This is a genomic window from Novosphingobium sp. ZN18A2, assembly GCF_036784765.1.
Taxonomy (GTDB): Bacteria; Pseudomonadota; Alphaproteobacteria; order Sphingomonadales; family Sphingomonadaceae; genus Novosphingobium.
This window is the reverse complement of the sequence record NZ_CP136651.1, coordinates 3,132,944-3,151,783: the sequence shown is the minus strand read 5'-3', so window position 1 is coordinate 3,151,783 and position 18,840 is coordinate 3,132,944. Positions and strand designations below refer to the sequence as shown.

Here is an 18,840-nt window from a genome sequence, read left to right as displayed (position 1 = left end):
TCGGTCGTCTTCAATGTGGAGATGCGCGCGTCTCCTGACAAGCTGTATTATGATTGTAAGACACGGCATTCAAGGGACGGGTCGACCAGCGGCATAGCCCGTCCGCCCGGCGACAGGCGCCGATCCCGCTGGACATTGGCGTGCGTCACGGTCAGGCTGGATAAAAACCACATTGGGAGAGAAGCCGCGCCATGCATCCTGAAATCATGATCCTGGGCTGGGCCGCCGTCCTGCTTCTGGTCCACATCTTCACCGCGATCCACTTCAAGACGAAGCAATACGGCGTCGACTGGAACACCGGCGCGCGCGATGAAACCGCCAGCCTGCCGCCGCTCAACCCGATTGCCGGCCGGCTGGAACGCGCGCGCGACAATTATCTGGAAACGCTGCCTATCGCGATCATCGCGCTTCTTGGCGTGGTGGTTGCGGGGCGGACGAGTGGCACGACCGCGCTGGGCGGCTGGATCTGGCTGGGCGCGCGGGCGGTTTACCTGCCGCTTTACTGGGCCGGTGTGCCCAAGGTGCGCACGCTTGTATTCCTGGTCAGCATCGTCGGCCTGCTGATCGCGCTCTGGCCGCTGCTGGCGGGTTGAGGCGCGGGATCGTTCCTGCACCCTTGCCATCCGTTTCATATCCATCCGTTCCGTATAGAGCTTTGCTTGCGCGCGATTGCGGCAGGCAATAAATGCGGCCGGATATGAATTCGCAGACACCGTCCACTGCCGCAGAGGCCGGAACCGCGCCCGGCGCGAAGCGCGAAAGCGCCTTCAATCCGCGCATGCGCCTGCTCGCGCCGGTGCTGGGGCCGATGCGGCGCTGGCGGCGGCGCGAACTTGTCGCGTCGGTCGATCAGCTTGCCGTGCTGTCCAAAGTGCAGGACGAAGGCCAGTTCTCGGGCCGGTACGTGTTCATGCTGCTCATGTCGGGCGGCATCGCCATCCTTGGCCTGTTGCTGTCCTCGCCGGCCGTGGTCATCGGCGCCATGCTCATCTCGCCGCTGATGGGGCCGATCATCGCCGCGGGCTTCGCGCTGGCCACGGGCGATGTTCACTGGCTCAGGCGGGCGGCCCGCACGCTGGGGCTGGGCACCGGCGCCGCTATCCTGTTCTGCGCGCTTATCGTCCTGATGTCGCCACTGCAGACGGTTACGCCCGAAATCGCCGCGCGCACGCGCCCCAACCTGTTCGACCTTGCCATCGCGTTCTTCTCGGCACTTGCCGGCACCTACGCGATGATCCGCGGCCGCGAGGGCGCGATCGTGGGCGTCGCGATTGCTACCGCCTTGATGCCGCCACTGGCCGTGGTCGGCTTCGGTCTGGCGACGTGGAACTGGACGGTGTTCAGCGGTGCGCTGATGCTGTTCGTCACCAACCTGATGACCATCGCATTGACCGCGACGATCATGGCACGGATCTATGGCTTCCATTCGCTGCTGACAGAGCGGCAGACGCTTTGGCAGTCGGCGGGTATCGTCGTAAGCCTTGTCGCGTTGGCGGTGCCGCTTACGATCTCGCTTTTGCAGATCGCGTGGGAAACCAACGCCACGCGCACGATCAACGGCTTCATCAAGGACGAGTTCGATCCGCGCGCGCGGATTTCGCAGATGGATATCGATTTCGATTCGAAGCCGATCAACGTCACCGCATCGATCTTGACGCCCAAGCTGCTTTCGGGGGCGGAAGACACCAGCAACCGCGCGCTGACCCGCCTGCTGGGCCGTCCGGTCAAGGTATCGATCGACCAGTTCCGCGTTGGCACCAGCGCGACCGACGCAGAAGAAGCGCAGCTTTCTGCGGCGCGCGCCAAGCAGCAGGAAGACGAAGCCGCACGGATCAAGCGGCTGGTGGATGCGATGTCGCTGGTTTCGGGCGTCCCGGCCGACCAGATCCTGGTCGATCGCGATCATCGCAAGATCGTGGTCAACGCGCAGGTGGTGCCGGGTACGCCGCTGGCGACCTATGCGGTGCTCGAATCGCGTGTCGCCCGGCTCGCTCCCGATTGGCAGGTGGCGCTGCGCCCGCCTGCGGCAGCCCTTCCGCGCGTGACCTTTGCCGAAGGCAAGGTGGACGAACAGGGGCAGAACGCGCTGGGCCTGATCGCCTGGGCCGCGACGCGCGTACAGGCGCCCGTCAAGTTGACGGGGCGCGACGGGGATGAAGTGGACGCTGCCGCCAAGGCTCTGCGCGAAAAGGGCGTGACGGTTCTGACGGAAACGGAAAGCAGCCGGAAGGCGCCCAAGGACGTGGTGACGGCGGATTGGGCATCCCCGGCAGAGGCGCCGGGCGGGGCTGACGCCGCCGGCTGACGCCCTTCGGCCCCGGAACCGCCCTCAGGCAGCCAGCTTGTAGGGTTCGATCTCGCCCGAAAGATACAGCTTCTTGGCCTTCGCGCGGGAGAGCTTGCCCGAACTGGTGCGCGGCAGCGTGCGCGGCGGAACCAGTTCCACCACGCAGTTCATGCCGGTGACGGAGCGGACCTTGTCGCGGATCTGTTCGCGCAGTTCCACGCGCTTGTCCTCGTCGGAAACGCGGCAATGGACCAGCACCGCTGCGGTTTCCTCCCCGTTTTCGGTTTCCATCGCGAAGGCGGCGATATCGCCGTGGTTGAAGCCGGGAAGCTGTTCAACCGCCCATTCGATATCCTGCGGCCAGTGGTTCTTGCCGTTGATGATGATCATGTCCTTCGCGCGGCCGACGATGAACAGGTAGCCGTTTACAAGGTATCCCATGTCGCCGGTGTCCAGCCAGCCATCGACAAGGCACGCATCGGTCGATTCCGGATCGCGGAAGTAGGAATGCATGACGCTTGAGCCCTTGCACCATACCTTGCCGATCCGGTGGTCGGCCAAAGGCTCTCCCTTTTCGCCGAGGATGGCGACTTCCATGCCGAGAATTGCCTTGCCGCAATTCACGATCGCACGATAGCGCGCGGGGCGCGAAAGGTCGCGCGGGGTGCCGGAAAGGCGCTCTTCCTCGACCAGTTCCACGCGGATACCTTCGCCCGGCGGCATGATGGTGACGGCCAGCGTCGCTTCGGCAAGGCCATAGCTGGGCAGGAATGCGCCCGCCTTGAACCCCGCCTCGGCAAAGGCGTTGACGAAGCTTTGCATCACGTCGGGCCGGATCATGTCGGCGCCGTTGCCCGCCACGCGCCAGCGCGACAGGTCGAAGCGTTCGGCCACGTTCGACTGGCTGGAAATGCGCCGTGCGCAGATATCGTAGCCGAAGGTGGGGGAGTAAGAGAGCGTCGTGCCCTTGTTGCGGCTGATCATGTCCAGCCAGGCGAGCGGGCGGCGCGCGAAATCCTCTGTCTTCAGGTAATCGACCGAAACCTGGTTGGCGATCGGCGAGAGGAAACAGCCGACAAGCCCCATGTCGTGATAGAGCGGCAGCCAACTGACGCAGCGATCGCCGGTGCTGATTTCCATCCCGTGCGAGTGGCCGGCCAGGTTCGCCAGCAGCGCACGGTGCGTAACCGCCACGCCGTGCGGGAAACGGGTCGATCCGCTGGAATACTGCAAATAGCAGATCGCATCGGGATCGGCCTCGGGCAGATCGACCTCGGGAGCCTCACCTTCAAGGAACCCGTCCCAGGCCACGCCTTCGCACCCCTGCCGCGCGGCGGCGGCGCCGGCCATCTCGGTCAGTTCGCCGGGGAAGAAAAGGATCGCCGGGTCGGAACTCGAAAGCTGGACCACAAGCTGTTCGATATAGTTGTCCTTGCCGCCGAAACTGGTCGGCAGGGGCAGCGGAACGGGCCAGGCGCCGGCATAGACCGCGCCGCAGAACAGCGCCGCGAACTGCGGTTTCGTTTCGGCGATAATGGCCAGCCGATCGCCCGGTTTCACGCCGTGCGCGACCAGTTTGCGCGCAACCGCCACCGCCTCTTCGCGAAGCTGCGAAAACGGATAGACCAGCGAAAGATTGCCGCGCGCGTCGTGGAAATTGAAGCCCAGCGTACCCTGCGCCGCATAATCCAGCGCCTCGACGAAGGTCTCGAAATCCGCGTAGCGGCGCGCGAGATGGTCGTCGTTGGGAGTGGGTACAAGTGTCGTCCCGTCGGCGACGGCATCGGTGACAGTCATGCGAAACCCCGAATTTCTATCGTTTTTCCGTGCGATGGCACCGCCGATGCGGGCCGCCGCGTGAACATTCGATGGAGCGCCATCCCCTCCCCTGCATTCAGGGTGTGGGCTCCGCGACGTTCTCATTTAGTCGTGACTGTGGCACGAATGTGGCGCGATGGATGACCGTCCCCGACACAATTCGCGCAGCAAGCGCCGCGAACGCGCTGCGCGACCGCTTGATCGCGCCCGGCTGGACGAGCTTGCGCTCGCCTATGTCGCGCGATTTGCGACGAGCGCGGGCAAGCTTTCCGCCTATCTGTCGCGCAAGCTGCGCGAACGCGGCTGGGACGGGGAGGGAGAGCCCGACGTGCAGGCCATCGTGGCGCGCATGGTGGACGCCGGATACGTGGACGACGTTGCCTTCGCGCAGGCAAAGCGCGCCGGGCTGCTGCGGCGCGGATACGGGGCACGGCGGATCGACCAGGCGCTGCGCGCGGCCGGAATTGAAGAGGCCGTTCGCGATGACGTGCAGGCCAGCGAGGGGGAACGCCGCCGCGCCGCGCTGGCGCTCGCAAAAAAACGCCGGTTCGGGCCATTCGGCGATGCGGTGGGCGACCCGGCGAAAAGGCAGAAGCAGGTTGCGGCAATGCTGCGCGCCGGCCACCCGATCGACAGCGCGCGCGCCCTGATCGAAGCTCCCTCGGTCGAGGAAGCGGAACAATGGGCCGGGGAAGGCGAAGACGATGCCGGAAATGCCCCTTGGTAACGGGGATGACGGCGGGAGTCGTGACTGCCGGATCGATCAAATGGACTGCTGCCGGGGTGATCCTGCCCGAATCGCCTTGCCGCGCCCCCCCTGTTTCCGCTAGGCGCGCGACCATGGGCATCTTCTCCAAGATCTTCACATGGTGGAATGGCGCCACCATCGGCACAATGCTCGATAGCGCGCGTCATGGCGAACAGGTCGGCACGGACGCTGCGGGCAACAAATATTATCGCTCGAAAAAGCCGTATCCGGCCGGGCATCCGTTCGCCGGGCGTGAGCGGCGCTGGGTGATCTACGCCGGCGCGAACGATGCCAGCAACGTGCCCGCCGAATGGCATGGCTGGCTGCACGGCAGCTTTGAAGACGGGGCCGTTCCCGAAAGCAACCTTCCTCCGCCGCGTATCTGGGAAGTGGACTACACGCCCAACGCAACGGGCACCGCGCTCGCCTATCGCCCGCAAGGCGCGCTTGAGCGCGGCGGCAAGCGCGCCGCGGCAACAGGCGATTACGAAGCCTGGTCGCCAGAGGGCTGATGCGCGTGCTTTCAAGGCCGGCCGGGGCGCTGCTCGCCTGCACGGCGCTGGCTGCGACGGCCGGATGCACGAACAAGGGGCAGAACAATCCGCCGCCGCCGGAAGAGGCGACGGCACCCGCGATTGCGCCCAGCGCCGCGGCTGCCGCGGCGGACGAGGATTATGGCACCCCGGTAAAGGACCGCGTTGCCACGCTTGGCGTGTTGAACAAGCGCAACAACCTTACGCAGGACATCAAGCTGAAAAGCGGCGAATCGACGCGGATCGGCAATCTCATCGTGAAGCTGGCGACCTGCGAGCGGACGAAGCCGTGGGAAGACCCGCCCGAAACAGGCGCCTTCGTGCAGGTCTTCGTGGAAGAGCGGGCAACGATCAAGGACAAGCTGGCCTGGCACAAGGTGTTCTCGGGCTGGCTGTTCAAGAACTCGCCTTCGCTCAACGTGGTTGAACACCCGGTCTACGATGTCTGGGTCAAGGACTGTTCGATGACCTTCCCGGGGGAGGACGCGAAGCCCGCATCGGACGCATCGGCAAGCAAGGCGGCAAAAGCGTCGGGCAGCGGAACCGCATCCACTTCGCCTTCGGGCGCCCCGTCCGCCGAATAGGGCCGCTGCGCGCGCGCAAGCAATTCAAGGTATTGCGCCTGCGGGATTTCCACCGCGCCCAATGAGGCCAGGTGCGGCGTAAGGAACTGGCAGTCGAGCAATTCGGCCCCGGCGCGGCGCAGCGCGGCAACCAGCCACGCAAGCGCGACCTTGCTGGCATCGCTTGTGCGGCTGAACATGCTTTCGCCGCAGAACACGCGCGCGAAGCCCACGCCATACAGCCCACCGGCAAGCTCGCCGTCTTCCCAGCATTCGATCGAGTGGGCATGGCCCAGTTCGTGAAGTGCGCGATAGCTGCCGGCGATGCGCCCGCTGATCCAGCTGTCTTCGCTGTCCGAACGCGGCGCCGCGCAGGCATCGATCACCGCGTCGAAAGCGGCGTCGCAAGTGACCTTGAAGCGCCCGCGGCGCAGCGTCTTTGCAAGCGAGCGCGACAGGTGTAGCCCGTCGAGCGGCAGGATCGCGCGCTGCCGTGGCTCTACCCAGAAAACGTCCGGGTCGTCCCGGCTGTCGGACATCGGGAAAATGCCCGCCTGATAGGCGCGCATCAGCAGCGCTGGCGGAATGATCTGGTTGTCGGCGGGCCCGTGCATTGCGGGAAATTGTTTGTCGCGCTTGTGCTTCGCCGGTCAACCCACTACAGGGCGCTTCCGCACAGGAGTGTAGCTCAGTTGGTAGAGCATCGGTCTCCAAAACCGAGGGCCGCGGGTTCGAATCCTGCCACTCCTGCCATTTTTCCCGCATTTGCCGTCATTGTGTGGTCGTCATTCGGCCATGTGCGCCCGGCGTGCGCGAATCGGCGCTGGAATGCGTCCCGGCCCCGTTCCCACACGTGTTCGGGGGCGGAAAACGATGTTCCCGCCCCCGCGCTTGTTTTTCCGTGCTGTGCGGCGATTACAGCGAATCGGGATTGTCGGACGGGCTGTCCGAAGGCGTCGCGCTCGTTTGCGCCGTGCCAGGGTTTCCGCCCACGGTCGCGGCGCGATCGGGACCGGTCATCATCGCGCCCGCGTTGGTGTGGTCGCTCGCCGCGCCGGTAACGCCCGACGAATCCGCGGAAACGCCGCCCTTGGCCTTGGCCGAGCCGGTTGCCGTTACGTCCCGGTCCCCGCTGCGGGTGGTGGACGATACGGTTGCGCCGGTATCGGCCGAAGCGCCGTCCTTGGGCGGCGCTGCCTGCGCGATGCCAGCCCCGGCAAAGGCGGCCGTGGCGGCAAGGGGGATGATCCAGGGGGTGATGGTTTTCATGTCTTTGCACTCCGATTGCTCGCGTCCGATGCGACCCGGACGGACTGCTGCAATGGAGCGCACGGGCCATCGTTCCCGGCCCCGGCGCGGCCCGTCGCGCGTTTCGCGCAAGTGCGGGCCGTGCGGTGCAAGGGGCGCGGCAACATGATATGAGCGCATGAAACCCGGCAAGACCTTGCCATCGCGCGCGGCTGCGCCTAAATGGCCGCTACTCCCGCTCATGGAGAATATCGCAGCCCCTCCCGGACACTGGCCGGGGCGGCGATGTCCCCTAGGCGGAAGAGACACGAATTCGAATCAGGCAAGCCAAGGCGAAAAGAGGCAGCACGATGGCCAAGATCAATCCCGGCGAGTTCATGCGCCAGGTCCAGTCGGAAGCGCGCAAGATCGTCTGGCCGACCCGCCAGGAAACCGTGACGACGGCCATCTTCGTGGCGATCATGATGGTCATCCTGGCGCTGTTCTTCCTTGGCATCGACACGCTGTTCGGCAAGATCGTGCAGTTCCTGCTGTCGCTCGCCTGATCCATCCCGCACAAGACACGGTTTCGAGAGACATATGGCCCGCTGGTACATCATCCACGCTTATTCCGGCTTCGAGAACAAGGTGAAGGAAGCGATCCTTGCCGAGGCCGAACGTATGGGGCTCGAGCAGCTCGTCGAGGCGGTGGAAGTCCCGTCCGAGACGGTGACCGAGGTCAAGCGCGGCAAGAAGGTGCAGGTCGAACGCAAGACGATGCCCGGCTATGTCCTGGCCAAGCTGGCGATGAACGACGACGTGTATCACCTCGTCAAGAACACGCCCAAGGTTACCGGCTTCCTGGGATCGAGCGGCAAGCCGCAGCCGATTTCGGAACGCGATGCCGCGCGTTACTTCGGCGCGCGCGAGGAAGCCGCTTCCAAGCCGCGTGAGGAAGTTTCGATCGATTACGAGATCGGCGATTCGGTCAAGGTCAACGCCGGCCCGTTCGCCAGCTTCAACGGCATCGTGGAAGAGCTCGATTTCGACAAGCAGCGCGTGAAGGTCAGCGTTTCGATCTTCGGCCGCGCGACGCCGGTCGAACTGGGCTTCGACGAGGTCGAACTCAGCAAGTAAGCGCCCGCCCGCGCGTTTGGTCGGCCCTACGCGGCCGTTCGTCGGCGCGCCGCGCCGTCTGTCGTGTGCTTCCGGTCGTTTGACGGGAAACGGGCGGTTGCCTCCGATTCGGGTGTAAATGGCTTCCGGCTCATCGTGAGTCGGGAGAAGGTCCATGCTGTTTCACGTATCCATAGATGCGCATGATCCGCAGCGCGTCGCCACTGTCCTTGCCGAACTGTTCGGAGGGGCCGCCACGCCGTTTCCGCCGGTGATAGAGGGAAGCTGGGTCGCCCACGCGGGCGACGATCGCAACACCCTGGTCGAAGTCTATCCGCGCAACACCGAACTGGTAGAGGCCGAAGGCGACGCCGATGGCTTTGGTATGCCCGGCGCGGTGCGTGGCGGATCGTCCACGCATTTCGCGATGGCGACGCCGCTGGACGAGGACGAGGTGCACGCCATCGCCCGCCGCGAAGGCTGGACGTCCAAATATCGCAAGCGCGGCGGCGCCTTCGGCGTGATCGAAGTGTGGATCGAGGGCGATCGCATGATCGAGGTGCTGACGCATGATATGCAGCGCGAATACCTCGACGCGATGCGCCTGCCCGTGTGGCAGGCCATGCTTGCGCAAGGGGCGCCCGCCTGAGCCAGGGGGCCTGGGTCAGCCGTTTTCGGCCAGGTCCAGCCGTTCTTCCAGCAAGGCGTTGTATTCGGCGGGCCGCTCCACATAGGGGAAGTGCCCGCCGTTGCTGAACCGGAACACCCGCCCGGGGGAAAGCCGCTTTCGCACCATGTCGCGCATTGTCGCCGGAATAAGCGGGTCGTCGTTCGATTCGACGACCGCGATCCTGTCCCGCTCAAGGTCGAGCGGCGGCAGTTCCGGTCCGTGCTTCAGCGCGGAAAGACGCGCGCGCAATTCCGCGGCGGGAATGCGGCCGGTTACTTCGGCCAGCAGCAATTCGGTCAAGGCCCGGCGTCCGCGATCGGTTTGCGGTGCCGCTTCGAGAGAGCGCACGAAGCCATCGCGCAGGATCTCGGCCGGAACCGATTCAACGTCGAGGCTATAGGGCGGAATGCCGACCACCTGCGACGCGGAGGACAGCGTGTTCGCAGCGATCAGCCCAGCCACGCGCGCGGGCTCCGCGCCGGCGAAATATTGCGCGACATAGCCGCCAAGCGAGGTGCCCAGCACCACCGCGTTATCCATTCCCGAACGGTCCATCAGCGCAGCGATTTCGGCGGACCATTCGGCGATTCCGCCGCTGTCGGGATAGCTCAGCGAGAGTATCCGCGCGCGGTGGGACAGCGCATCGATCTGCTGCCAGAAGATGTCCGCGCGGCCCAGCGTTCCGGGAAGGAGGACCAGCCCCGGACCCGATTTGCCCGCGCGGATCACTCCCCATTCGCGGCCGTTCACGGTTTCGCGCTGCTCCGGGTGGCCGGCCAGGAACGCGGACCGGCTGGCGACAAGCGTGTTGCTCATGGGGTCGTGCCTCGTGCCGCGTCGATCGCTTCGCGAGCCGACTGCTGTGCGTTTCCGGCCGCGCGGGTGATGCAATCCGGGTCGGGATCCAGCGGATAGACGCGGTCAAGCTCGCGACATGCGTCGGTCGCCACGCGTTCGATTCGCGCCATCAGCCGTTCGGCATCGGAATCCTTCGTCAGGTCCAGATCGCTGTAGAGCACGGGAATCGCCACCGTGGTCGACATGAACTCGGCCCCGGTATGGGCCTCCTTTGCCGCCGGCCGCTTGACCAGGCGCGGCGCCTCGACAGTAATCGTCTGGTCGGTATCGCCTGGCGCGGTTACGGCGTCGGCGGGCGGCTCCGTTTCGCTGCCTTGCGCCGCAGCCGTTGCGGAAAGGGGTGTCGCGGACAGGGATGTAGCGGAGAGGGCCAGTGCCATGGTCGCAACAATTCCGGCCAGTGCGGTCACGCTTGATTTCGCAGGGTTGCTCATGTCTCTCCCCGTGGTGTTCGGGGTGACGGTGTGCAGCCACGCGAAGGCGCGGTCAATGCCGGACGCGCCCCGTGCGACGGCACGCTCGCATCTGGCGCCGCAAGGGTCTAGGAAAGCGTTATGTGTGAACTGTTTGCGATGACGGCTGCCCGGCCTGCCACGGTGCGTTACGAACTCGATGCCTTTGCCGCGGAAGGCGGCGAACGCCACGCCAACCGCGATGGCTGGGGCATCATGTTCGCCGAAGACCGCGACGCGCACGTGTTCCGTGAAGCCTCTCCCGCGGCGGACAGCCCGCTTGCGCGCATGGTGATCGAGCGGGAGATCGCCTGCCGCCATCTGATGGCGCACGTGCGCCGCGCTTCGCACGGAAGGCCGCTTCTGGCGAACACCCATCCCTATACGCGCGTGCATTGCGGCCGGGCGCATCACTTCGCGCACAACGGCACGCTGGGCGGCATAGAGGACGTGCCCGAAGCGCAGGCGGTGAAGGCCGAGCGGGTGGGCGATACCGATTCCGAACTGGCTTTCCTGATTCTGCTCGCACGCCTCTCTCGCGCGAATGCGACGTCGGACGAGGCGCGGATCGATGCGTTCGCGGCGTTTGCAGCCGACATGCGTGCGCTGGGCGATGCCAACTTCCTGTTTTTCGACGGGCACACGCTGTTCGTCCATGCCGACCGGCGCAGGTTCGAGATGCCCGATGGCCTTACCGAACCGCGCGAGCCGGGGCTTGTCATGCGTCGTTTCGATCGCGAGGACGCCCCGCGCGAATGGCATGCCAGCGGCCCCAGGGTGCGCGATCTGCCGCCGCAGACCATCGTCTTTGCAAGCGTGCCGCTGGACGACGGCAACTGGGAAGGCCTGCCGCGCGGAACCGTTCTGGCGCTGCGCGACGGCGCGATCGTGGGGCGCCGCGAAGGCTGAACCGCGCAAGGCGGCTTGCCAGAATCGCTTTGTCCCGCTATTCGCGCGCGCTCCCGGGCGTCGTGGATATCCATGCCAGGCCGGAAATCCGTGCGGGAGGATGGCCATGCGCCGTCTGTCTGACCGCTCACTCTGAGGGCCAACGCTTCGGCGTGCGGCCCGACAGGAAGAAAGGAGGCCACTCGTGGCCAAGAAGATCGAAGGTTATATCAAGCTGCAGGTGCCCGCCGGCACCGCGAACCCCTCTCCGCCGATCGGCCCTGCCCTGGGCCAGCGCGGCGTGAACATCATGGAATTCTGCAAGGCGTTCAATGCCGCCACGCAGGACATGGAAAAGAACATGCCGATCCCGACCATCATCACGGTCTATGCGGATCGCAGCTTCACGTTCCAGACCAAGAGCCCGCCCGCCAGCTTCCTCATCAAGAAGGCCGCCAACCTCAAGTCGGGTTCGAAGGAACCGGGCAAGGTTTCGGCCGGAACCATCGCGCGTTCGAAGCTCAGCGAGATCGCCGAGATGAAGATGAAGGACCTGAACGCGAACGACATCGAGCAGGCAACCAGGATCATCGAGGGCTCCGCCCGTTCGATGGGCCTCGACGTCGTGGAGGGCTGAAGACATGGCTAAGCTGAACAAGAAGCAGAAGACCCTCGCCGAAAAGCTGGGTGACAACCAGACGCTTTATGGCGTCGACGAAGCGATCCAGCTTCTGAAGGACCTGAAGACCACCAAGTTCGACGAGACCATCGAGGTCGCGATGAACCTGGGCGTCGATCCGCGCCACGCGGACCAGATGGTTCGCGGCATGGTTTCGCTGCCGTCGGGCACGGGCAAGGACGTGAAGATCGCGGTCTTCGCGCGCGGCGACAACGCCGAAAAGGCGCTGGCCGCCGGCGCCGACAAGGTTGGCGCGGAAGACCTGATGGAAGACATGCAGGCCGGCAACCTGGATTACGACCGCGTGATCGCCACGCCCGACATGATGGGTGTGGTCGGCCGTCTCGGCAAGGTGCTCGGCCCCAAGGGCCTGATGCCGAACCCGAAGCTGGGCACCGTCACGCCGAACGTGGAGCAGGCGATCAAGGACGCCAAGGGCGGCCAGATCGAGTTCCGCGTGGAAAAGGCGGGCATCATCCACGGCGGCATCGGCAAGATGAGCTTCACCAACGAAGCGCTGCGCGCCAACTTCGATGCGTTCATGGACGCGATCGTCAAGGCGAAGCCTTCGGGCGCGAAGGGCAAGTACCTGAAGAAGGTCGCGCTCTCGTCCTCGATGGGGCCGGGCATCAAGATCGACACGGCCGAGGTCGCTGGCGCCTGAATCCAGCCACTTCGGATCAAATAGCAAAGGGCCGGGAAGCACGCCGTTTCCCGGCCCTTTTCGTTTGTTTCGCGCGGATTTCGTTTGATTCCCCGTTACATGCCCTTTGGCACAAGGGTTGCCCGCGTCTCCCGGATTGACCACGATGCGAGAGCGACTCGCCGCATTTGTCCGGCTCAAGGTCGCCAAAACGCCGTCGCCGCCCAGTGGCGATCTGGCATCGATGCGGTCCGGGGCGGCAGCGGCTGGCCCGAATGATCATGACCGCCCGCCGCAACGCAAACCGGGGGACAGACATGAATTATCTGACATTGGGGGGCTATGCCTTCGATCCGGCGCTGGCCAGCCAGCTTGCCCAGAAGGCGATAACCGTCGTCATCATCCGCTTATAACCTGGCTGCTGGCCAAAGCCGCCAAGTGGTCCTTCGCAAAACTGGTGGATGCGATACCGCTGCTGCAACGCGCGTCGGGCTCTGGCGAAAGCATCGGTGCCACGCTGGGCCGGCTGGTTTCCCTGTTCATCTGGCTTTTCGGCCTGATCGCCGTGCTGCAGGCGCTTGAACTCAACAGCGTGATCGGCCCCGTTCAGGAACTGATCAACAGCTTCATCGACTATATTCCCAAGATCCTTGGCGCCGCGATTATCTTCTTCGTCGGCGGCATGATCGCCCGGATCGCGCGCGACATCGTGGAAACCGCGCTTGTCTCGGTCGATTTCGACAAGTGGGCCAACCTTGGCGGCGCCGAAGCGGTTACCGGCAACAGCACGATCAGCAGGACGATCTCCACGATCGTGTTCATCCTGATCATCATTCCGGTGTCGATCGCGGCGCTGGATGTGCTCAACATCCCGGCAATCACAGTTCCCGCCACGGAAATGCTGGCGATGATGCTGCAAGCCGTGCCGCTGATCATCGGGGCCAGCCTGCTGCTGGGGCTGGGATACGTGATCGCCCGCTGGGTCGGCCGGATGATAGAGGAAGTGCTGCCCGGGCTCGGCTTCGACCGTTCGGTGGCGGCCATCGGCGTCGTTCCCGAAGGGCGCACCGCATCGGGCATCGTCGCCACGCTGGTGCGGATCGGCATCCTGCTGTTCATGGCCATCGCGGCAACGCGGCTGCTGGGCTTTCCCGAACTCACCCGCGTGGTCGAAACCGTGCTTGACCAGGGGGCGAGCGTTATCTTCGGCGCGGTTCTGATCGCGGCAGGCGTGATCCTGGCGCGCGTCCTCAAGGGGTTGATCTCGACCGCCGCGGGAGACGGTTTTGCGCCGGCACTGGTCTATTGGCTGACGGTTGCCCTGTTCGTGTTCATCGGCATCAAGCAGATGAATATCGGCGGGCCGATCGTCGATTATGCGTTCGTGGCCATCGTGGCCGGGGCGTCCGTCGCCTTTGCGCTGGCCTTCGGGCTGGGCGGGCGCGACGTTGCCGCGCGCAAGCTGAACGACGTCGTCAAGTAAGCCGTCGCCCTGCGGGGCTAGCGGCATGAAGGGGCCTGGGAGCGACGCCTGCCAGGCCCTTTTTGCGTGCCGATGGTTTCAGGTGTGACCGGAACCTTGCCATAATTTAACGCAACATTGTTGCCCTGCCGCGCCATCCTGCTCCGCACAACAGGGGGCGCCAGAGGATGCCGAGCAAAGGACGCCCCCGCCTTATCCGTAAAAGACGGGAGCAGATCTGATGAAAACCCTTGTCAGGACATTGGCGCTGGGATGCGCCGCAATTGCCTTGTCCGCCGGCCCGGCGCAGGCTGCCAGCAGCAAGAAAGACACCGCGGGCGACGATGCCGCATCCGCCAGCGCAGCGCCGCAGGCGCTGTTCCAGCCGACCGAATCCGCCAGTGCTGGCTCGGTAACGGTCGAAGGCAGCAAGATCGGCTACAAGGCCGTCGCGGGCACGCTTGTCGTGCACCCGGCGGGGTGGGACGATGCCGCGTGGCGCGAAAAGTCGGGCAACGCGAAAAAGGGGGAACCGGGCGCAGAAGCGTCAATGTTCTATGTCGCCTATTTCAAGGACGGCGCGCCAAGCGCCAACCGGCCGATCACGTTCTTCTACAACGGCGGTCCCGGATCTTCTACCGTGTGGCTGCACATGGGCGCCTTTGGCCCGAAGCGGGTTGTGACGTCGGACGATTCTCACACGCCCGCCGCGCCCTACAGCCTGGTGAACAACGCCTATAGCCTGCTCGACGCGACCGATGTCGTGTTCATCGATGCACCGGGCACCGGCTTTTCGCGCATCGCGGGGAAGGACAAGGACAAGGCGTTCTATGGCGTCGATGCCGATGGCCACGCTTTTTCGGAATTCATCAAGGCGTTCCTTTCGAAATACGATCGCTGGAACAGCCCGAAATATCTGTTCGGTGAAAGCTATGGCACGCCGCGCTCCGCCGTGGTGGTGAACGAGCTGGAAACGGGTGACGACATCGATTTCAACGGCGTGATCCTGCTGTCGCAGATCCTCAACTTCGACCTTTCGATCGATACGCCGACCCTGAACCCCGGCACCGAAGAACCCTATGTCGTCGCGCTGCCGACATATGCGGCAACCGCCTGGTATCACAACAAGCTGCCGGGGCAGCGCCCCGCCGACTTGCCTGCGTTCCTGAAGCAGGTCGAACATTTCGCGACGACGGATTACCTTCAGGCGCTGGCGCAGGGTGATGAGATCGACCCGGCGACCAAGCAGAAGGTTGCCACGCAGCTTGCGCAATATACCGGGCTTCCGGTGGACTATATCCTCAAATCGAACCTGCGGGTCGATGGCGGACAGTTCGCGCACGAGTTGCAGATTTCGGGCGATCTCACCACGGGCCGGCTCGACAGCCGCTTTTCAGGGCCGTCGATGGACCCGCTTGAGAAGGAGGCGGAATACGATCCGCAGTCCGCCGCGATCAGTTCGGCCTATGTCTCTGCCTTCAACGACTATGTGCGTTCAACGCTGCATTACGGGAAGGGGAAGACCTACAAGCCCGAAATCAACGTGTTCCGCCAATGGGATTTCGCCCACAAGCAGCCGGGCATGCCGTTCCCGATCCGCGGGGCGACCAACGTGATGCCCGACCTTGCCATGGCGATGAAATACAACCCGGACCTGAAAGTGATGGTCAACGGCGGGTATTTCGATCTTGCCACGCCGTTCTACGAAGGCTGGTACGAAGATCATCACCTGCAGATCCCCGACAGCCTGCAGAAGAACATCGAATACAAGTATTACCAGTCCGGTCACATGGTCTATGCGCACGAACCTTCGCTGAAGGCACTGCACGATAACGTGGCGGCCTTTATCCGGCGGACCGATAATGTTGGCGGGTGATGATCCACGCGGAATTTGTCCACGCCGCCTAGCGCGCGCCGGCCATCAGGTTGGCGCGCGTATAGCATTCCACGACAAGGCTGATCGGCAATCCGTCGCTGGCGCGGTGGAGCACGGCCCGGTGGGTCAGCACCGTGCCAGCCGGGCAACCGGGGCCGCGTCCGCGGATCGCGGCAAGCCGCTGGCGCGTGAAATGCGTATCGGCCACGGCCTTGCCGAACGGGGTGCGCGTGGTTTCCAGCGTGCGGTTCATTTGCGCGGTCAGCCTGCCCGGAACGTACCAGTTGTGCGCGACAGACAGGACTGTATCCCCGCAAGCCAGCGCGACATGGCGATAGCCGATGCGTTCGTCCGCACGGACGGCCAGCAGCCGCCGCGTTTCCGCAGAGGCGGGGATCGTCGCGGTCTTTACGGGAAGCGCGCGAATGCCGGCCGCAGGGGCGATGTGTCGCTGCGCGCACCAGCCGCGCAAGGCGGCCGTCGCGCTGTCCTGTGCGGCAAGTGCGGCTTCGAACCGGGGCAGCGTTCCTTGCGGGGATGTGGCGCACGCGCCCGCGGCAAGCAGGATGGCAAGAACTACAAGCCCCGGTGCCGGACGCGGTTTCAGATCCCGCCCCGCACGGCCTCGCGCTCCAATCGGGCAAGGCCGGATTCCAGTGCCGCCGCGCAGGTTTCCATTTCTTCGGGATCGGTCGATCGGATCACGAAGTTCGCGCCGACCTTGCCTTCGCGGAAGAACGGATAGCTGCCGATCTGGCAATTCGCGTGCGCCTTTTCGGTGGCGGCAAGCAGGTCGGAAACCTCGCTTTCGGGAACCCAGCAGCCGATGGTCAGCGATTGCAGCGGCAATCCGCCTTCCAGTTGCCCGGTGAGCGAATCGAGCATCTGCGCGGTGATGCCGGGCACGCCCGCCATCATGAAGATGTTGCCGATGCGGATTCCCGGCGCGCCGGACATCCGGTTTTCGATAAGGTCCGCGCCATCGGGCGCGCGCGCCATGCGCAGGCGCGCGTCGGTCAATCCGCCGCGCGTGTTGTAATAGCTTTCAAGGATCGCGCGCGCCTTGGGGTGGACGATCACGTCCACGCCCAGCGCCTGCGCGATGGCGTCAACGGTTATGTCGTCGTGCGTCGGGCCGATGCCGCCAGTGGTGAACAGATAATCGTTGCGCGCGCGCAGGATGTTCACCGCCTCTACAATCGCGTCGATATCGTCGGCGACCACGCGCACTTCGCGCAGGCGGATACCCTGCACGCCCAGCCATACGGCGATTTGCGAGATGTTCTTGTCCTGCGTGCGGCCCGAGAGGATCTCGTCCCCCACGATCACGATTGCGGCGGTCCAGATGCGCGATTCGTCAGTCATCGGCGCGAGGGATAGACCATTGGTCCGGCTGCGGGAAGCGGGGCGGAGCGGCCCGCCTATTCCGCCGCTTCCAGAACCTCCACCCGCGCCGCCTGCGGATCGGCATGGCCGAAACGCATCACGCCGTCGTCGATCGGAGAGGCCTTGAGCCAGGCCTTGTCCTTCACGTATTCCTGGTTCAACCGCCACGGCAGATCCTTGGCATTCCGTGGCTGAAGGTGCTTGGAACGCTGGATATAGCCGGACGAGAAATCGAAGATGTCGTCCTCTTCCAGCCCGTGGTCTTCGGCAAGGAAAGGCACGGCAACCTCCGCGCCGATCTTTTCCATGTGGTTCAGCAGGCGGCACACATAATCGGAATTGATGTCCGCCCGCAGCGTCCACGATGCGTTCAGATAGCCGAACACCAGCGCCAGGTTCGGCACGTTGGAGAACATGCAGCCCTTGTAGAAGAAGCGTTGCGACCAATCGACCGGCTCGCCGTTCACGCTGAACGCGATCTTGCCCGCAACCGCCAGGCGCAGGCCGGTGGCGGTGATGATGATGTCTGCGTCAAGGTGCCGCCCGTCCTTCAGCAGCACGCCGGTTTCATCGAAACGGTCGATATGGCCGGTAACGATTTCCGCCTTGCCCGCCTTGATCGCTTCGAACATGTCCGCGTCGGGCACAAGGCACAGGCGCTGGTCCCAGGGATCGTAGGGCGGGGTGAATGTCGCGGCATCGTATTTGTCGCCCAGCGCGTCCTGGATCTTGCCGCTGAGGAACTCCTTGACCTTTTCCGGGCGCTGGCGTGCGCGCTTGAAGAAGAAATCCTGCAACCGGATGTTCTTGAACCGCGTGATCGCATAGGCCAGCCCTTCGGGCAGGAACTTGCGCAGCGTGTTGGCCAGTTTGTCCTTCGCCGGACGGATCGCATACCACGTGGGCGTGCGCTGGAGCATCGTGACCTTCGCGGCCCTGGCCGCCATGGACGGCACGATGGTAACGGCCGTGGCGCCCGATCCGATCACCACCACGCGCTTGCCCGAATAGTCATAGTCCTTCGGCCAGAACTGCGGGTGGATCAGATCGCCCTTGAACGCCTCGCGCCCGGCAAAGCCCGCGTCATACGGATCGTCGTAATCGTAATAGCCCGATCCCAGGTAAACGAAGCGCGCGGTCACTTCGCTGTGTTTGCCTGTCTCGTCCTCCACCGCGATGCGCCACAGTGCGGCGGCGCCGTCCCAGTCGGCAGAGACGACCTTGGTGTTGAAGCGGATTTTCGGGCGGATGCCGCGTTCGTCGACGATGCGGTTCAGGTATTCCAGGATCGAAGGGCCGTCCGCGATGGATTTCTCGTGCTTCCACGGCTCGAACACGAAGCCCAGCGTGTGCATGTCGCTGTCGGACCGGATGCCCGGATAGCGGAACAGGTCCCACGTGCCGCCCAGGTCCGCCCGCCGCTCCAGCAGGGCATAGCTGCGGCCGGGGCACATCATTTCCATGTGCGCCGCCATGCCGATGCCGGAAATGCCCGCACCTACGATGGCCACGTCGATATCGGGCACTTCGCCCGCTTTGCCGAATTCGGTGTTGCCGCCGATCGCGTTCACCGCTGTTCTCCCGTTCTGTCTTGTTGACACCAGTGTAGGCGACGGCGGACGGCCTGAACAGTC

General features: G+C 64.6%; 20 protein-coding genes, 1 tRNA gene and 1 pseudogene. 14 read left to right on the top strand and 8 right to left on the bottom strand.

Going from position 1 to position 18,840, the window contains the following annotated elements; all coding sequences use genetic code 11:
- Positions 1 to 191: 191 nt before the first annotated feature.
- Together RXV95_RS15045 and RXV95_RS15040 are read left to right on the top strand one after the other, a co-directional pair.
- Positions 192 to 593: an MAPEG family protein gene (locus tag RXV95_RS15045; protein WP_338466835.1), complete on the top strand. Its 402-nt coding sequence runs from the start codon at positions 192 to 194 to the stop codon at positions 591 to 593.
- Positions 594 to 697: 104 nt separating this feature from the next.
- Positions 698 to 2,305 (top strand): DUF389 domain-containing protein, encoded by a 1,608-nt coding sequence (locus tag RXV95_RS15040; protein ID WP_338466834.1) that lies wholly within the window; start codon positions 698 to 700, stop codon positions 2,303 to 2,305.
- Between the two features lie 24 nt (positions 2,306 to 2,329).
- On the opposite strand, the gene RXV95_RS15035 is transcribed toward RXV95_RS15040, so the two are convergent.
- Positions 2,330 to 4,084 (bottom strand): fatty acyl-AMP ligase, encoded by a 1,755-nt coding sequence (locus RXV95_RS15035; RefSeq protein WP_338466833.1) that lies wholly within the window; start codon positions 4,082 to 4,084, stop codon positions 2,330 to 2,332.
- Positions 4,085 to 4,241: 157 nt separating this feature from the next.
- On the opposite strand from RXV95_RS15035, the gene RXV95_RS15030 reads away from it, so the two are divergent.
- The 3 genes and pseudogenes from RXV95_RS15030 to RXV95_RS15020 all read left to right on the top strand — a co-directional run.
- Positions 4,242 to 4,832: a RecX family transcriptional regulator gene (locus RXV95_RS15030; protein WP_338466832.1), complete on the top strand. Its 591-nt coding sequence runs from the start codon at positions 4,242 to 4,244 to the stop codon at positions 4,830 to 4,832.
- 113 nt (positions 4,833 to 4,945) lie between these two features.
- The gene (locus RXV95_RS15025) at positions 4,946 to 5,365 is read left to right on the top strand and encodes an NADH:ubiquinone oxidoreductase subunit NDUFA12 (RefSeq protein WP_338466831.1); all 420 of its coding nucleotides are present in this window, start codon (positions 4,946 to 4,948) and stop codon (positions 5,363 to 5,365) included.
- Positions 5,365 to 5,787 (top strand): annotated as a pseudogene (locus tag RXV95_RS15020) (DUF2155 domain-containing protein); the annotation flags it as partial. The gene RXV95_RS15025 and the pseudogene RXV95_RS15020, both read left to right, overlap by 1 nt.
- Positions 5,788 to 5,822: 35 nt before the next feature.
- Here RXV95_RS15020 and aat read toward each other — a convergent pair.
- On the bottom strand, positions 5,823 to 6,563 hold the full coding sequence (gene aat / locus RXV95_RS15015; protein WP_338466830.1) for a leucyl/phenylalanyl-tRNA--protein transferase: 741 nt from the start codon (positions 6,561 to 6,563) through the stop codon (positions 5,823 to 5,825).
- A 63-nt stretch (positions 6,564 to 6,626) separates the two neighbouring features.
- Here aat and RXV95_RS15010 point away from each other — a divergent pair.
- Positions 6,627 to 6,702, top strand: a tRNA-Trp gene (locus tag RXV95_RS15010).
- Positions 6,703 to 6,864: 162 nt separating this feature from the next.
- Here the strand turns inward: RXV95_RS15010 and RXV95_RS15005 are convergent.
- Positions 6,865 to 7,218 carry a hypothetical protein gene (locus tag RXV95_RS15005; RefSeq protein ID WP_338466829.1) on the bottom strand — a complete coding sequence of 118 codons (354 nt, stop codon included), beginning with the start codon at positions 7,216 to 7,218 and terminating at the stop codon, positions 6,865 to 6,867.
- 329 nt (positions 7,219 to 7,547) lie between these two features.
- On the opposite strand from RXV95_RS15005, the gene secE reads away from it, so the two are divergent.
- From secE to RXV95_RS14990, 3 genes are all read left to right on the top strand, one after another.
- The gene (gene secE / locus RXV95_RS15000) at positions 7,548 to 7,742 is read left to right on the top strand and encodes a preprotein translocase subunit SecE (RefSeq protein ID WP_338466828.1); all 195 of its coding nucleotides are present in this window, start codon (positions 7,548 to 7,550) and stop codon (positions 7,740 to 7,742) included.
- Between the two features lie 34 nt (positions 7,743 to 7,776).
- On the top strand, positions 7,777 to 8,313 hold the full coding sequence (gene nusG, locus RXV95_RS14995) for a transcription termination/antitermination protein NusG (protein ID WP_338466827.1): 537 nt from the start codon (positions 7,777 to 7,779) through the stop codon (positions 8,311 to 8,313).
- 154 nt (positions 8,314 to 8,467) lie between these two features.
- Positions 8,468 to 8,941 carry a hypothetical protein gene (locus RXV95_RS14990; RefSeq protein WP_338466826.1) on the top strand — a complete coding sequence of 158 codons (474 nt, stop codon included), beginning with the start codon at positions 8,468 to 8,470 and terminating at the stop codon, positions 8,939 to 8,941.
- A gap of 15 nt (positions 8,942 to 8,956) precedes the next feature.
- Here the strand turns inward: RXV95_RS14990 and RXV95_RS14985 are convergent, their stop codons facing one another.
- Together RXV95_RS14985 and RXV95_RS14980 are read right to left on the bottom strand one after the other, a co-directional pair.
- The gene (locus RXV95_RS14985; RefSeq protein WP_338466825.1) at positions 8,957 to 9,778 is read right to left on the bottom strand and encodes an alpha/beta hydrolase; all 822 of its coding nucleotides are present in this window, start codon (positions 9,776 to 9,778) and stop codon (positions 8,957 to 8,959) included.
- Entirely contained in the window at positions 9,775 to 10,230 is a 456-nt protein-coding gene (locus RXV95_RS14980; protein WP_338466824.1) for a UrcA family protein, read from the bottom strand. Before RXV95_RS14980 ends, RXV95_RS14985 begins: the two co-directional genes overlap by 4 nt.
- 144 nt (positions 10,231 to 10,374) lie before the next feature.
- Between RXV95_RS14980 and RXV95_RS14975 the strand changes: the two genes are divergently transcribed.
- The 5 genes from RXV95_RS14975 (at position 10,375) to RXV95_RS14955 (ending at position 15,820) form a co-directional block, all read left to right on the top strand.
- On the top strand, positions 10,375 to 11,181 hold the full coding sequence (locus RXV95_RS14975; protein ID WP_338466823.1) for a class II glutamine amidotransferase: 807 nt from the start codon (positions 10,375 to 10,377) through the stop codon (positions 11,179 to 11,181).
- Positions 11,182 to 11,365: 184 nt separating this feature from the next.
- A complete protein-coding gene (gene rplK / locus RXV95_RS14970; RefSeq protein ID WP_338466822.1) occupies positions 11,366 to 11,797 on the top strand; it encodes a 50S ribosomal protein L11 in 432 nt (143 codons plus the stop codon).
- 4 nt (positions 11,798 to 11,801) lie between these two features.
- The gene (gene rplA / locus RXV95_RS14965; RefSeq protein WP_338466821.1) at positions 11,802 to 12,503 is read left to right on the top strand and encodes a 50S ribosomal protein L1; all 702 of its coding nucleotides are present in this window, start codon (positions 11,802 to 11,804) and stop codon (positions 12,501 to 12,503) included.
- Positions 12,504 to 12,939: 436 nt separating this feature from the next.
- Entirely contained in the window at positions 12,940 to 13,965 is a 1,026-nt protein-coding gene (locus RXV95_RS14960; protein WP_338466820.1) for a mechanosensitive ion channel, read from the top strand.
- A gap of 220 nt (positions 13,966 to 14,185) precedes the next feature.
- On the top strand, positions 14,186 to 15,820 hold the full coding sequence (locus tag RXV95_RS14955; protein WP_338466819.1) for a peptidase S10: 1,635 nt from the start codon (positions 14,186 to 14,188) through the stop codon (positions 15,818 to 15,820).
- 28 nt (positions 15,821 to 15,848) lie between these two features.
- Here RXV95_RS14955 and RXV95_RS14950 read toward each other — a convergent pair whose 3' ends face one another.
- The 3 genes from RXV95_RS14950 to RXV95_RS14940 form a co-directional block, all read right to left on the bottom strand.
- Complete coding sequence (locus RXV95_RS14950) at positions 15,849 to 16,292, bottom strand: hypothetical protein (protein WP_338466818.1); 444 nt, start codon at positions 16,290 to 16,292, stop codon at positions 15,849 to 15,851.
- 131 nt (positions 16,293 to 16,423) lie between these two features.
- Positions 16,424 to 17,185: a molybdopterin-binding protein gene (locus RXV95_RS14945; protein WP_338466817.1), complete on the bottom strand. Its 762-nt coding sequence runs from the start codon at positions 17,183 to 17,185 to the stop codon at positions 16,424 to 16,426.
- Between the two features lie 56 nt (positions 17,186 to 17,241).
- A complete protein-coding gene (locus RXV95_RS14940) occupies positions 17,242 to 18,777 on the bottom strand; it encodes an NAD(P)/FAD-dependent oxidoreductase (protein ID WP_338466816.1) in 1,536 nt (511 codons plus the stop codon).
- Between the last annotated feature and the right edge of the window lie 63 nt (positions 18,778 to 18,840).